This is a genomic window from Roseomonas sp. CECT 9278 (assembly GCF_918698155.1).
In the GTDB taxonomy this organism is placed as follows: domain Bacteria; phylum Pseudomonadota; class Alphaproteobacteria; order Acetobacterales; family Acetobacteraceae; genus Neoroseomonas.
On sequence record NZ_CAKKLX010000023.1, the window covers coordinates 40,454 to 53,621 of the forward strand.

Here is a 13,168-nt window from a genome sequence, read left to right on the forward strand (position 1 = left end):
TGGCACCCTGCCGCCGAGGTTCCTGCCCGATGCCCCTTCGCACAGCCTGCCCGCCGCGCGCCGGCCACGCCCTTTCGCTTCTGCTGGCCCTGCTGCTGGGCGGCTGCGCGGCGCTGTCGCCGCGCGCGGTGACGACCGAGGCGCGCATCGCCGCCGTGCCCGCCGCCGGCGCCGCGGTGGAACGCCCGGTCACCATCCGCTGGAACGACCACATGGTGCCCTGGGTGGAGGCCGAGACCGACCGCGACCTGTTCTATGCGCTGGGCCTGGTGCACGGCCATCTGCGCGGGGCGCAGATCGCGCTGCTGCGCCTGGCCGCGCGCGGGCGGTTGTCGGAAGTGGCCGGGCCCTTCGCGACCGACATCGACCACGCGCTGCGCATCCTCGATTTCGGGCGCGCGGCGCCGGCCATCCGCGCGGCCTGGCCGGAGGAGACGCGGGTGCTGATGGCGTCCTTCACCGCCGGGCTGAACCACGCGGTGTTGAACGGGCGCGCGCCACCGGAATTCGGCCTGCTGGGCCTGTCGCGCGAGGCCTTCACCGAGGACGACCTGCTGGCGATCGGGCGGCTCGCGGGCACGGATGTGAACTGGCTGGGCTACTTCGCGCTGCTGCCCGCGCGGGGCACGCCGGGCTTCGACCGGCTGTGGGCGCGCACCGTCGCGGCGGGGTCCTCGGCGCCGGAGGCCGCGCTGCCGGAAGGCCGGCGCCTCGCGGTGATCCGCGACATCCTGGCCGGCAGCGGGCGCGTGGGATCGAACACCGTGGCGGTGGCGGCGCGGCGGTCGGCGACCGGCGGCGCGCTGATCGGATCCGACCCGCACCTTGGCTTGATCCAGCCGAATGTCTGGCTGGCGGCGGGGATGCGCTCGCCGTCCTTCCACGCGGTCGGGCTGATGGTGCCGGGGCTGCCCTTCCTGGCGATCGGGCGCAATGCCGACATTGCCTGGGGCGGGACCAACATGCGCGCGGCGTCGTCGGATCTGTTCGATGTCTCGGCGCTGCCGGCGGAGGATTTCCGCACGCACACGGTCAGCATCCGCCAGCGCCTGTGGTTCAGCGCGGAACGCCAGGTGCGCGTCACGCCGCATGGCCCGGTGGTGACCGACGCCACCGTGCTGCCGCGCCGCCCCGGGGACGTGATCGCGCTGCGCTGGGTGGGCCACGAGCCGACCGACGAGATCACCGCCCTGCTGGGGGCCGCGCGCGCGCGCAATGGCGAGCAGTTCCGCGCCGCCTTCGCGAGTTTCGGCGTCTCGGCGCAGAACATGATCTGGGCGGGCCGGGATGGGCGGATCGGGCAGTTCTACGCGACCACCATTCCCGATCGCCGCGGCATTCCCGCCGACCCGGTGCTGGATGCGCGCGACCCTTCCGCGACCACGCCATGGCAGCGCCTGCTGCGCACGCCCGACCTGCCCTTCGTGGTCAACCCGCGCGAGGGCGTGCTGGCCAGCGCCAACAACCGCCCGGAACCGCTCGGCGGGCGGGCGCCGCCGGTGCTGGGCTTCTTCTTCTCCGACAGCGACCGGGTGGAGCGGCTGCGGGAATTGCTGGCATCGCGCGCGCGCCACACGCCGGCCGACATCATGGCGATCCAGGCGGATACGCGGTCACCGCGCGCAGGGCGGCTGGCGGCGGCGCTGGCCGCGCGCATGGCGGGCATCACGGAGGCCGCGCCGCTGGTGGATGCCCTGCGCGGCTGGGATGGCGACTACCGCGCCGATGCGCGCGCGCCGGTCGCCTTCGAGGTGCTGCTCGCGCGACTTGTGCCGCTGCTGGCCGCGGCCGAACGGCAGGACAGCGCAGGCACGCGCCGCGCGCCCGAGAGCCAGTGGAATTTCATCACCGCCTTCCTGCTGCGCGACCTGGATGCGCTGGAGCCCGCGCGACGCGATGCGGTATTGCGCGCGGCGGCGGGTGCTGCGGCGGCCGACTTCGCGCGGCTGCCGCCATGGGGCGAGATGCACCGCCTGCCGCATGCCCATGCGCTGGTGAACCTGCCGGTGATCGGCGAGGCCTTCTTCCGCTACGGAGACTACCCGGTGGGGGGTTCGCGCGAGACGCCGATGAAGACCAGCCATGGCCTGGTGACCGACCGGCACAACGCCACCTTCGGGTCGATGGCGCGCCATGTCAGCGACATGGCGGACCCGGATGCGAACTGGTTCACGCTGTGGGGCGGACAGGATGGGTGGCTCGGCTCCGCGGCCTTTGCCGACCAGGTGCCGCTGTGGCTGGAGCGGCGGTCGATCCGCGTGCCGCTGCGGCCGGAGACGGTGGCGGTGGAATTTCCGCGCGTGACGCGCCTCGCGCCCGCGCGATGACCGCGCCCTTCGACGCCACGCCGATCCTGCGCGCCGTCGCGGCCCGGCGCCGCGCGCGGCTGCTGGCGATGGACCCGGCGGCGACGCAGCAGGCGCTGCTGATGGGCCTGCTGGAGCGCGCCGCCGGCACGCGCTTCGGGCGCGACCACGGCTTCGATGCGCTGCGCTCGGTCGCCGACTTCCAGCGCGCCGTGCCGCTGCGCCGCTACGAGGCACTGCACGAGGACTACCTCGCCGCCGCGCTGCCGGTGCTGGACGACGTGCTGTGGCCGGGGCGCACGCCCTACCTGGCGCTGTCCTCCGGCACGACATCCGGACGCACCAAGCACATCCCGGTCACGCGGGAGATGATGCGCGCGAACCGCGGCGCCGCCTTCGACGTGCTGGTGTGGCACCTGACACAGCACCCGCGCGCGCGGCCCTTCGGCGGGCTGTCCTTCATCCTGGGCGGATCGACCGACCTGACACCGGTCGCGCCCGGCGTGCGGGCCGGCGACCTGTCGGGCATCGCGGCGGTCGAGGTGCCCTGGTTCCTGCGTCGCTGGGCCTGGCCGCCCGAACGCCTGGCGCTGATGCCGGACTGGGATGCGAAGCTCGCGGCGCTGGCCGCGGAGGCGCCGGTGGCGGCCATCCGCACGCTGACCGGCACGCCGTCCTGGCTGCTGGTGCTGCTGGAACGGCTGGCGCATCGGCACGGGATGCCGCCGCTGCCGGCACTGGAATTGCTGATCCATGGCGGCGTCGCCTGGGCGCCGTATCGCGACCGCATCGCCCCCTTCCTGCCGCCAGGCTGCACGACGCGGGAGGTCTATCCGGCCAGCGAGGGCTTCGTCGCCATCGCCGATCGCGGCGAGGGCGAGGGGATGCGCCTCACCCTCGACCGCGGCTGCTTCTTCGAATTCGTCCCGGTGGACGAACTGGACGCGGCGAACCCGACGCGCCACTGGGCGGCGACGATCGAGACCGGCATCGACTACGCCGTGGTCGTGTCATCCTGCGCCGGGCTGTTCGGCTATGTGCTGGGCGATATCGTGCGCTTCGTCGATCGCGCGCCGCCTCGGCTGCTCATCACCGGGCGGACATCCTGGACGCTGTCGGCCTTCGGCGAGCATCTGGCGGGCGAGGAGATCGAATCGGCGCTGCGCCATGCCGCCGCGCAGGCCGGCATCGACGTGCTGGAATACGTGGTCGGCCCGGAATTCATCGGCAGCGCGGGGCGGCACCGCTGGTGCATCGAGGCCGCCGGCCCCTGCGATCCGGCACAGTTCGCGGCGCTGCTGGATGCCGCGCTGCGCGCCCAGAACGACGACTACGCCGCGCATCGGGACGGCGCGCAGCTGGCGCCGCCCGAGATCGTGCTGCTCGCGCCCGGCGCGGTCGCGGCGTGGATGCGCGCGCAGGGCAAGCTCGGCGGCCAGCACAAGGTGCCGCGCGTGATCGCCGATCCAGCGCGGTTCGCCGCCGCCGCCGCCGCGCTCAGTGATCCTGGTCGGGGGCCGCGTCCGAGTTGAGCAGCGTGTAGCGCTCGATGCCGATCCGCCCGATCAGGTCGAACTGCGTATCGACGAAGTCGGCGTGCTTCTCCTCATCCTTCAGGATGGTCGCGAAGAGATCGCGCGAGACGTAGTCGCGCACCGATTCGCAATAGGCGATGGCTTCGCGCAGGTCGGCGATCGCCTTTTCCTCGAGCTTCTGGTCGCATTCCAGGACCTCGCGCACGCCCTCGCCGATCAGCACGGGGTTGAGGCGCTGCACATTGGGATGGCCGCCAAGGAACAGGATGCGGTCGATCAGCGCATCGGCGTGGCGCATTTCCTCGATCGATTCCTCGTATTCGTGCTTGCCGAGCTTGGTGACGCCCCAGTGGCGCAGCATGCGGGCGTGCAGGAAGTACTGGTTGATCGCGGTCAGCTCATTGGTGAGCTGGATGTTCAGGTGTTCGACAACCTTGGGGTCGCGCAGCATCGGGTGGTTCTCCGGAGATGCGGCGCGAACCGGCGCGCCGCCTGCCGCAAGATGGCCGGCAGGCGGGCATGAATGTCAAGCAAGTGATTGTTTTCGTTCGATGATGCTGGTGCGGCGCATTCGCAGGCGCGCCGCCGGCGGCGTCATTTGCCGCAGCCACCGCCGCCGGCGCGCAGCAGGTCCACGATGGTCCGGCAGCAGCAGCCGCACTGCGCGCCGCAGCCGCAGCCGGCATAGACCTCGGCCGGGCGGGAGGCGCCGGCGGCGATCGCCGCCGTCACCTGCGCTTCCGTCAGCCGGTTGCAGTGGCAGATGACCATGGCGGCGCGTGCCTCAGCGCCAGCCGGCGCGCTGCATGATCTGCAGCGCCTGCGGCGCGAGGGCACCGAAACGCTGCGCGTTCATCTGGTCGGCGCGGAAGGTGCCGAGCGCGGCCAGGGCCGGATGCGGCGCGACATCGGCGACCACCGGGTATTCGAAATTGCCGTTGGCGAACAATTCCTGCGCGCGCGGGCCGGTCAGGTATTCGATGAACTTCAGCGCCATCTCCTTGTTCGAGGAGGAGCGCACCACGCCGGCGCCGGAGACATTCACATGCGCGCCGCGGTCGCCCGGCGCCTGGTTCGGGAAGATCACGCCGATCTTGTCATAGACCGCCTTCTCGGCCGGATTGGACGAGGCACCGAAGCGCGCGAGGTAGTAGGTATTCGCGATGGCGAGGCTGCCGACGCCCGCCGCGACGCCCTGGAACTGCGGCGTGTCGCCGCCCTGCGGCGGGCGGGCCAGGTTCTCGGCGACGCCGCGCGCCCAGGCCTCGGCGGCCTGTTCGCCATCGGCGACCATGATGCTGGCCATCAAAGACGTGTTGTACGGATGCGCGGCGGCGCGCACCAGGATCTGCCCGCGGAAGGCCGGCTTGGCGAGGTCCTCGTAGCGATCGAGGCCGGCGGGGCGCCCCTTCTCCTTGCTGAACATCACCACGCGCGCGCGGGTCGAGACGCCGTACCACTGGCCCTCCGGATCACGCAGGCTGGCGGGAACCCGGCGGTTCAGCACCTCCGACGTGGTCGGCGCCATGATGCCGGCGGCGACGGCGCGGGCGAGGCGCGCACCATCCACCGTGATCAGCACGTCGGCGGGGGTATTCGCCCCCTCGGACTGGATGCGGGCGATCAGCTGGTCGGCATCGCCCTCGATGAGGCGGATGCGCGTGCCGGTCTCGGCGGTGAAGCCGTCATACAGCGCGCGGTCGGTGTCGTAGTGGCGCGAGGAATAGAGCGCCAGGGTGCGTTCCTGCGCCAGCGCCGGGCGCGCGAGGCCACCAGCGGCGAGCGCGGCAGGAAGCGAGAGGATGTGACGGCGCAGCATGGCGTGACCCCGGGAGTGCATGGCGGAGTTGCTACTGCAAATGAGAACCTGTCGCAAGAATTTTTGCGAACGCGTCGCACCCGCCGGCGGGACAGGCAGGCCCCGCCGGCCGGCGGATCAGGGCTGCAGGCCGCGCAGGAATTTCTGGCGCGCCGCACCCGCCGCCATCAGGAAGGCGTGGTCGGACCCGCTCAGCAGGAAGCGCGCGCCCAGGCCGATGTAGTCGGTGGCCACCTTCTCGTCATAGACGCCGCCCATGCCGAGGTGCTTGCCATGCGCCTTGCAGGCCGCCGCGACCTTCGCATAGGCCGCGCGCACATCCGGGTGGCCGATCTGCCCGGCAATGCCCATCGAGGCCGTAAGGTCCGAGGTGCCGATCATCAGGCTGTCGACGCCCGCGACGGCGGCGATGGCGTCGGCATTGGCGACGGCATCGGGCGTCTCGATCATCACGCAGATCAGGATCTCGCGGTTCAGCTCGACCTGCGCCTCGGCGGTATTGGCGACGACGAAGCCGTATTGCGCGGGCGGGCCGCCCCAGGACCGGCTGCCGACCGGCGGGTAGCGGAAGGCCTGCACGACCGCCTCGGCCTCGGCGGCGGTGTCCACATGCGGCACCACGATGCCCATGGCGCCGTTGTCCAGGCAGCGCGTGCCTTCGAACAGCGCGTCCTTGCACACGCGCACGATGGGCGTGACACCCTGGCTCAGCGCGGCCATGCACATGCGCGTGGCGTCGTCGACGCTCATGGCACCATGCTCCATGTCGACGAACAGCCAGTCGAAGCCGCAGCCCGCGGCGATCATGCCGACGGCGGGCGTGCGCAGGTGATGCACGCCGAAACCAAGGGCGAGTTCGCCCTTCTCGAGCCGGCGGCGGGCGAGGTTGGGTGCGAGCGGCATGGTGCGGTTCCCCTTGGTGCGATGGCGGGGGAACGGCACCACGCGACCTCGCGCCGGTCAATCAGCGGCGCGCATGGCCACGGCCCGCGCGCAGGCGCGCCGTCGCGATGCGGCGCCGCGGCCCGTCAGCGCGCCGCGATGGCGGCGATCTCGACCTTCACGTCGCGCGGCAGGCGCGCCGCCTGCACGGTCGCGCGCGCGGGCGGGCTGGTCGGGAAGTAGGTGGCGTAGACCGCGTTCATGCGCGCGAATTCGTTCAGGTCCGCCATGAACACGGTGGTCGAGACGATGTCCGCCATGGTGAAGCCCGCGGCCTCGACCACGGCGCGGAGGTTGTCGAGCACCTGGCGCGTCTCGGCCTCGATGCTGCGGTCGGCGATCATCTGGTTGGTGCGCGGGTCGAGCGCGATCTGGCCGGCCAGGTAGAGCGTGTTGCCGACGCGGATGGCCTGGCTGTAGGGGCCGATGGCTTCCGGCGCGTTGCGGGTGGCCACCACGCGGTCCTGCGCGGTCGCGGCAAGCGGCAGCATCAGGGCGAGGGCAGCGAGGGTCGGCAGGCGGATCATGGCGGGGGCTCCCGGGTTGGCAGCGGAGGTTCACCCGGCGCTGTCGCGTTCCGCAAGCGTGGTGTCGATCAGCGCCTCGACGGTTTCCAGGCGATCGGCCTCCTCCGCCGGCTTGTCGCGCCGGATGCGGGCGATGCGCGGGAAGCGCAGGGCCACGCCGGATTTGTGGCGGGTGGAGCGCTGCGCCGCGTCGAAGGCCACTTCGAAGACGATGCCGCGCGCGACCTCGCGCACGGGTCCGAAGCGGTTGGTGGTATTGGCCCTGATCCATTTGTCGAGCCACGCCAGTTCGTCATCCGTGTAGCCCGAATACGCCTTGCCGATCGGCACCAGTTCGCCATCCGCGCGCCAGACGCCGAAGGTGTAGTCGGAATAGAAGGACGACCGCTTGCCGTGGCCGCGCTGGGCGTACATCAGCACGGCATCGACGCTGAGCGGGTCGCGCTTCCACTTCCACCACAGGCCCTTGGTGCGCCCCGCGACGTACGGGGCGTCGGCGCGCTTGAGCATCAGCCCCTCGATGGAGGCGGCGCGCGCGCCGTCGCGGATGCGGCCCAGCGTGTCGATGCTGTCGAAGGGGATCAGGGCGGAGAGATCCATGCGCGCCGGGGCCGCCTTCGCGTGCCAGGCTTCCAGCCGCGCGCGGCGGGTGTCGAAGGGAGCCGCACGCAGGTCCTCGCCGGCGTCGAACAACAGGTCGTACAGGCGCACGGCGGCGGGGAAGTCGCGCTGCATCTTGCCCGTCGGCGCCTTGCGGTTGAGGCGCTGCTGCAGGTCGGCGAAGGGCGCGACCTCGCTCGCCCGCACCACCAGCAATTCGCCGTCGAGCACGGCGTGGAAGTCCATGGCCGCGATGATTTCCGGGAAGGCGGCGGAGATGTCCTCGCCCCCACGCGAGAAGATGCGCTGGCCTCCCGGACCGCCGGTGAGCTGCACGCGGATGCCGTCCCACTTCCATTCCGCACGCCAGTCAGGCGCGTGCAGGGCGGCGAGGTCCGGTGCTTCCAGAGGGTGCGCCAGCATCAGTGGGCGAAAGATCGGCTGGTCGCGCGGGTCGGGGCGCTCGCCGTGGCCTTCCAGCCAGCGGAACAAGGGGGCGTAGGGCCAGGCGACGCCGTGCCAGACCTCCTCGATGGCTTCGACGGGCTGGCCGGACCATTCGGCCAGCGCGACGCGCGCCAGCCGCGCGGACACCCCCACGCGCAGCCCGCCGGTGACCAGCTTGATGAGCGCCAAGCGACCGCCGGCATCGAGCGTATCGAGCCAGCCGGCGATCAGCGCGGGGATCTCGGGCTTCGACGTGTCCTGCAACGCCTGCACCACATCCGACAGCGCCGGCGGCGGCGCGTTCACCCCCGCGCGCGGCTGCCAGACCAGCGCCAGCGTCTCCGCCAGGTCGCCGACATAGTCGTAGGACAGGCGCCACAGCTCCGGGTCGATGCGCGTGGCACCCAGTTCACGGATGACACCGGGCTTGGCCGCGCTGAACACCAGTTCGTCGGTCAGCGCGGCCAGGCCGATGCCGCGCTCGGGGTCGGGTTGCGTCGCGAACCATTGCGCCAGCAGCGCCAGCTTGGCGTTGCGGCCGGGCGTGAAGACCAGGCGTTCCAGCAATTCGGCGAAGGCGGGCAGGCTCATGGCGCGGGGGCCTCGGTGGGTGGCTCGCCCTCATCCTCCTCGCCGCGGCCGACCAGGTGCAGGGCGCGGCCGCGGACGCCCTTGCCGGCCAGCGCATGGATCAACGCGTCCTCGCGCCCATGCGTGACCCAGATCTCGGGCGCCTGCACGTCGTCGGCCGTCGCCAGCAACTCATCCCAGTCGGCGTGGTCGGAGATCACCAGCGGCAATTCCACGCCGCCCTGCTTCGCGCGCTGGCGCACGCGCATCCAGCCGGAGGCGACGGCGGGCACCGGTTCGTTCAGCCGCCGCGCCCAGCGATCCGCGATGGCGGAGGGCGGGGCCAGCACGATGGCACCCTTCAGCTCCTCCTTTTTCGCGACGGTGGCGGCACGCAATTCGCCCAGCGGCACGCCAAGCGATTCATACACGCGACACAGCGCGACATGCGCGCCGTGCAGATGGATGGGCCGGTCCCAGCCGGCCTCGCGCAGCAGCGCGATCAGCCGCTGGCATTTGCCGAGCGAATAGCAGCCGACGACATGCGTGCGCGCCGGGAACAGCGCCACGGAGGCCAGCAGCTTGCCGATCTCGGCCTCGGCCGGCGGGTGGCGGAAGACCGGCAGCGCGAAGGTCGCTTCCGTCACGAAGACGTCGCAGGGTTCCGGTTCGAAGGGCGTCGCGGTCGGGTCGCGGCGGCGCTTGTAGTCGCCCGAGACCACGGCGCGCGACCCCTGCCATTCCATGCAGACCTGCGCCGAGCCCAGCACATGCCCCGCCGGGCGCAGCCAGACGCGCACGCCGTTGACCGACAGCGGTTCGCCCAGGGCGAGCGCCTGCTGCGTCGCGCCCGCCCTGCCCTCGCCCATGCGCTGGGTCATGATGGCGAGCGTCTCGCGCGTGGCCAGCACCTGCGCGTGGCCTGGCCGAGCATGGTCCGAATGGCCGTGGCTGATGATGGCGCGGTCCACCGCGCGGGTCGGGTCGATGAAGAAGCCGCCCGGTTCGCACCACAGGCCGGACGGGGTGACCTTCAACCAGGTCTCGGGATGGGGGGCGCTCACGGGACGCATATGGGTGGCTTCCCGGCGCGATGAACCGCCGCCATATTGCCCGGCGAATGAGAACATTGCCAGAACCCTTCGCCGGCTGGTTTGCCGCACGCGGCTGGACGCCGCGTCCGCACCAGCTGGCATTGCTGGACGCCGCCACGCGCGGCGAGCACGTCCTGCTGCTGGCGCCGACCGGCGGCGGCAAGACTCTGGCCGGGTTCCTGCCGTCCCTGCTGGACCTGGCGCGCACCCCGCGCGAGGGGCTGCACACGCTGTACGTCTCGCCGCTCAAGGCGCTGGCGGTCGATATCGCGCGCAACCTGACCGCGCCCGTGGCCGACATGGCGCTGCCCATCCGCATCGAGACGCGCACCGGCGACACCCCCGCCAACCGCCGCGCCCGCCAGCGCGAAACCCCGCCGCAGATGCTGCTGACCACGCCGGAGAGCCTGACGCTGCTGCTCTCCCTGCCCGATGCGCCGGCCTTCTTCGGCGGGCTGCGCGCGATCATCGTGGACGAGGCGCATGCGCTTGCCGGCACCAAGCGCGGCGACCAGTTGGCGCTGTGCATGTCGCGGCTGGCGGCGCTGGCACCGGGCGCACGGCGCGTGGGGCTGTCGGCGACCGTCGCGCATCCGCAGGCCCTGCGCGCCTGGCTCTCGCCGACCGCGCGCCCCGATGACGTGCGGCTGGTGGAGACGAAGGGCGGCGCCGCGCCGGTCTTCGACCTGCAACTGCCGGAAGGCCGCCTGCCCTGGGGCGGCCACATGGGGTTGGCATCCGCGCCGGAAATCTATCGGCGCGTGGCCGATGCACGCCTGACCATCGTCTTCGTCAACACCCGCGCCCAGGCGGAACTGGTCTTCGCCGCGTTGTGGCGGTTGAACGAGGACGCGCTGCCGATCGGCATGCATCACGGCAGCCTGGAGATCGGCCTGCGCCGCAAGGTGGAAGCCGCCATGGCGGAAGGCCGGCTGCGCGCGGTGGTGGCGACGGCATCGCTCGACCTCGGCATCGACTGGGGCGATGTGGACCAGGTGATCCAGGTCGGTGCGCCCAAGGGCGTGTCGCGGCTGCTGCAGCGCGTGGGGCGCGCGAACCATCGCATGGACGAACCCTCGCGCGCCGTGCTGGTGCCGGCCAATCGGTTCGAGGTGGTGGAATGCGTGGCCGCCACCGAAGCCGTGCAGGCCGGCGAACTGGACGGCGAGGCGCCGCGCCCCGGTGGCCTCGATGTGCTGGCGCAGCATGTGCTGGCCATGGCGTGCTGCGCGCCCTTCCACCCCGACGCGCTGTTCGCCGAGGTCACGCGCGCCGGCGCCTATGCCGCGCTGACGCGCCGCGACTTCGACGACGTGGTGCGCTTCGTCGAGGATGGCGGCTACGCCCTGCAGGCGTACGACCGCTTCCGCAAGTTGTTCCGCGACGCCGAGGGGATGGTGCATGTGCGCGGCACGGCCGTGGCGCGGCAGTTGCGCATGAACCTCGGCACCATCGTGGAAACGCCGTTGCTGAAGGTCCGCCTGCGCGGCGGCGGCGTGGTGGGCGAGGTCGAGGAATGGTTCGTCTCCACCCTGGAACCCGGCGACTGCTTCCTGTTCGGCGGCCAGGTGCTGAAATACGAACGCATCGAACCCGCCGCCGTGATCGTGAGCCGCGGCGGTGATGGCGAACCGCGCGTGCCGGTCTATGCGGGCGCGCGGATGCCGCTGACCACGCATCTTGCCGCACGCGTGCGCGCCATCCTGTCCGACCCGCGGCGCTGGAAGCATTTGCCCGAACCCGTACAGGAATGGCTGCGGCTGCAACGCCTGAAATCCGAACTCCCGCCACGCGACGGGCTGCTGGTGGAAACCTTCCCGCGCGGCGGCAAGTGGTTCCTGGTGGCCTATACGTTTGAAGGGCGGCTCGCGCACCAGACGCTGGGCATGCTGGTGACCAAGCGGATGGACCGCATGGGCCTCGGCCCGCTCGGCTATGTCGGCACCGACTATGTGCTGTGCATCTGGTCGGCCTTCGAACCGCGCGACATCGACACGCTCTTCGCCGAGGACATATTGGGCGACGAGATGGAGGAATGGCTGGCGGACTCCTCGATGCTGCGGCGGACCTTCCGCAACATCGCTACCATCGCCGGTCTGCTCGAGAAGAACCACCCCGGCGCGGAGAAATCGGGCCGCCAGATGACGATGAATTCCGACCTGATCTACGACGTGCTGCGCCGCCACCAACCCGACCATATCCTGCTGCGCGCGACCCGCGCCGAAGCCGCGCAGGGCCTGACCGACGTCGCGCGCATCGCCGCGCTGCTGGCGCGCGTGAAGGGCCGCATCCGGCACCGCGTGCTCGACCGCGTCTCGCCCCTCGCGGTGCCGGCGCTGATCGAGGAAGGCCGCGAATGGGTCGCCGGCGGCGCGCAGGACGCGCTGCTGGCCGAAGCCGCCGCGCTGGTGGCCGATGCGACCGATGGCGCCGAGCATTTCGCCGAGACGCTGGCCGAGGTGACCGACACGCTGCCGGTCCGCGGCACCTCCGTCGCGCGCGACAGGCGGCGTTCGAAATGGCGCCGCGCGGCGCCGAAGATGGTGACCGGCTGATGGCCGCCGCGCCCATCCACATCGCCGGCGAGCGGCTGATGCTTGACCCCTCCGGCGTGCTGCATTGGCCGGCGCGGCGGCTGCTGTGCGTGGCGGACCTGCATCTGGAAAAAGGCAGCGCCTTCGCCGCGCGCGGCCAGTTGCTGCCGCCCTACGACACGCGCGAGACGCTGGCGCGGCTGCTGCCGGTGCTGCGGCTCTATGCGCCGCGCCGCATCGTGTTCCTGGGCGATTCCTTCCACGACGCGGCGGGCTGCACGCGCCTGGCGGCGGCCGACCGCGCCGCGCTGGTGCAGGCGCTGGCGGGCATCGAGGTCACCTGGATCGCCGGCAACCACGACCCCGCGCCGCCCATCGGGCTGCCCGGCACGGCGGTGGACGACCTGTGCGACGGCCCCCTCACCTTCCGTCACATCCCGGTGCCGCGCGCGGTGGGCGAGGTGGCGGGTCACCTGCACCCGCGTGCGACCGCGCCGACGCGCGCCGGGGCCGTCGCGCGCCCCTGCTTCGTCAGCGACGGGCGGCGCGTGCTGCTGCCGGCTTTCGGCGCCTATACCGGCGGGCTCGACACCGCCGACCCGGCCATCGCCGGGCTGTTCCCGCGTGGCGGGCGCGCCTTCCTGCTGGGCGGGCAGCGGCTGTATTCCTTCCCGCTGGCACCCAGGCGGAGCAGTGTCGCGATGAAGGTCGAAAGCCACGGCGGCGCAGGGGCGCTACCCTTGCTCGCCGGGATCAAGCTGCGGAACGGATGACGGGTTCGCCGGCGCGGAGAG

General features: G+C 72.0%; 11 protein-coding genes. 4 read left to right on the forward strand and 7 right to left on the reverse strand.

Going from position 1 to position 13,168, the window contains the following annotated elements; translation table 11 throughout:
- Positions 1-29 precede the first annotated feature (29 nt).
- Positions 30-2,327: a penicillin acylase family protein gene (locus LQ222_RS15600; protein ID WP_230167751.1), complete on the forward strand. Its 2,298-nt coding sequence runs from the start codon at positions 30-32 to the stop codon at positions 2,325-2,327.
- The gene (locus tag LQ222_RS15605) at positions 2,324-3,838 is read left to right on the forward strand and encodes a GH3 auxin-responsive promoter family protein (protein ID WP_230167752.1); all 1,515 of its coding nucleotides are present in this window, start codon (positions 2,324-2,326) and stop codon (positions 3,836-3,838) included. Before LQ222_RS15600 ends, LQ222_RS15605 begins: the two co-directional genes overlap by 4 nt.
- On the opposite strand, the gene bfr is transcribed toward LQ222_RS15605, so the two are convergent.
- The 7 genes from bfr to LQ222_RS15640 all read right to left on the reverse strand — a co-directional run bounded on the left by bfr (position 3,804) and on the right by LQ222_RS15640 (position 9,819).
- Entirely contained in the window at positions 3,804-4,292 is a 489-nt protein-coding gene (gene bfr, locus LQ222_RS15610) for a bacterioferritin (protein WP_230167753.1), read from the reverse strand. The genes LQ222_RS15605 and bfr overlap by 35 nt on opposite strands.
- Positions 4,293-4,435: 143 nt before the next feature.
- A complete protein-coding gene (locus LQ222_RS15615) occupies positions 4,436-4,612 on the reverse strand; it encodes a bacterioferritin-associated ferredoxin (protein WP_230167754.1) in 177 nt (58 codons plus the stop codon).
- A 13-nt stretch (positions 4,613-4,625) separates the two neighbouring features.
- Positions 4,626-5,660 carry an extracellular solute-binding protein gene (locus LQ222_RS15620; protein WP_230167755.1) on the reverse strand — a complete coding sequence of 345 codons (1,035 nt, stop codon included), beginning with the start codon at positions 5,658-5,660 and terminating at the stop codon, positions 4,626-4,628.
- 117 nt (positions 5,661-5,777) lie between these two features.
- The gene (locus LQ222_RS15625; protein WP_230167756.1) at positions 5,778-6,563 is read right to left on the reverse strand and encodes an HpcH/HpaI aldolase/citrate lyase family protein; all 786 of its coding nucleotides are present in this window, start codon (positions 6,561-6,563) and stop codon (positions 5,778-5,780) included.
- Between the two features lie 125 nt (positions 6,564-6,688).
- Entirely contained in the window at positions 6,689-7,129 is a 441-nt protein-coding gene (locus tag LQ222_RS15630; protein WP_305800020.1) for a RidA family protein, read from the reverse strand.
- Positions 7,130-7,159: 30 nt separating this feature from the next.
- Positions 7,160-8,767: a cisplatin damage response ATP-dependent DNA ligase gene (locus tag LQ222_RS15635; protein WP_230167757.1), complete on the reverse strand. Its 1,608-nt coding sequence runs from the start codon at positions 8,765-8,767 to the stop codon at positions 7,160-7,162.
- The gene (locus LQ222_RS15640; protein WP_230167758.1) at positions 8,764-9,819 is read right to left on the reverse strand and encodes a ligase-associated DNA damage response exonuclease; all 1,056 of its coding nucleotides are present in this window, start codon (positions 9,817-9,819) and stop codon (positions 8,764-8,766) included. The genes LQ222_RS15635 and LQ222_RS15640 overlap by 4 nt, the downstream gene beginning before the upstream one ends.
- Positions 9,820-9,866: 47 nt before the next feature.
- Here LQ222_RS15640 and LQ222_RS15645 point away from each other — a divergent pair, with 47 nt between their 5' ends.
- Together LQ222_RS15645 and pdeM are read left to right on the forward strand one after the other, a co-directional pair.
- A complete protein-coding gene (locus tag LQ222_RS15645; RefSeq protein ID WP_230167759.1) occupies positions 9,867-12,395 on the forward strand; it encodes a ligase-associated DNA damage response DEXH box helicase in 2,529 nt (842 codons plus the stop codon).
- Positions 12,395-13,147, forward strand: a complete 753-nt coding sequence (pdeM, locus tag LQ222_RS15650; RefSeq protein WP_230167760.1) for a ligase-associated DNA damage response endonuclease PdeM — start codon at positions 12,395-12,397, stop codon at positions 13,145-13,147. The genes LQ222_RS15645 and pdeM overlap by 1 nt, the downstream gene beginning before the upstream one ends.
- The last annotated feature ends 21 nt before the right edge of the window (positions 13,148-13,168 follow it).

What these genes read in the sequence shown, in the direction of transcription:
- LQ222_RS15600 (WP_230167751.1), top strand. Translation starts at nt 30, where the DNA reads ATGCCCCTTCGCACAGCCTGCCCGCCGCGCGCCGGCCACGCCCTTTCG.
- LQ222_RS15605 (WP_230167752.1), top strand. Translation starts at nt 2,324, where the DNA reads ATGACCGCGCCCTTCGACGCCACGCCGATCCTGCGCGCCGTCGCGGCC.
- bfr (WP_230167753.1), bottom strand. Translation starts at nt 4,292, where the DNA reads ATGCTGCGCGACCCCAAGGTTGTCGAACACCTGAACATCCAGCTCACC.
- LQ222_RS15615 (WP_230167754.1), bottom strand. Translation starts at nt 4,612, where the DNA reads ATGGTCATCTGCCACTGCAACCGGCTGACGGAAGCGCAGGTGACGGCG.
- LQ222_RS15620 (WP_230167755.1), bottom strand. Translation starts at nt 5,660, where the DNA reads ATGCTGCGCCGTCACATCCTCTCGCTTCCTGCCGCGCTCGCCGCTGGT.
- LQ222_RS15625 (WP_230167756.1), bottom strand. Translation starts at nt 6,563, where the DNA reads ATGCCGCTCGCACCCAACCTCGCCCGCCGCCGGCTCGAGAAGGGCGAA.
- LQ222_RS15630 (WP_305800020.1), bottom strand. Translation starts at nt 7,129, where the DNA reads ATGATCCGCCTGCCGACCCTCGCTGCCCTCGCCCTGATGCTGCCGCTT.
- LQ222_RS15635 (WP_230167757.1), bottom strand. Translation starts at nt 8,767, where the DNA reads ATGAGCCTGCCCGCCTTCGCCGAATTGCTGGAACGCCTGGTCTTCACG.
- LQ222_RS15640 (WP_230167758.1), bottom strand. Translation starts at nt 9,819, where the DNA reads ATGCGTCCCGTGAGCGCCCCCCATCCCGAGACCTGGTTGAAGGTCACC.
- LQ222_RS15645 (WP_230167759.1), top strand. Translation starts at nt 9,867, where the DNA reads ATGAGAACATTGCCAGAACCCTTCGCCGGCTGGTTTGCCGCACGCGGC.
- pdeM (WP_230167760.1), top strand. Translation starts at nt 12,395, where the DNA reads ATGGCCGCCGCGCCCATCCACATCGCCGGCGAGCGGCTGATGCTTGAC.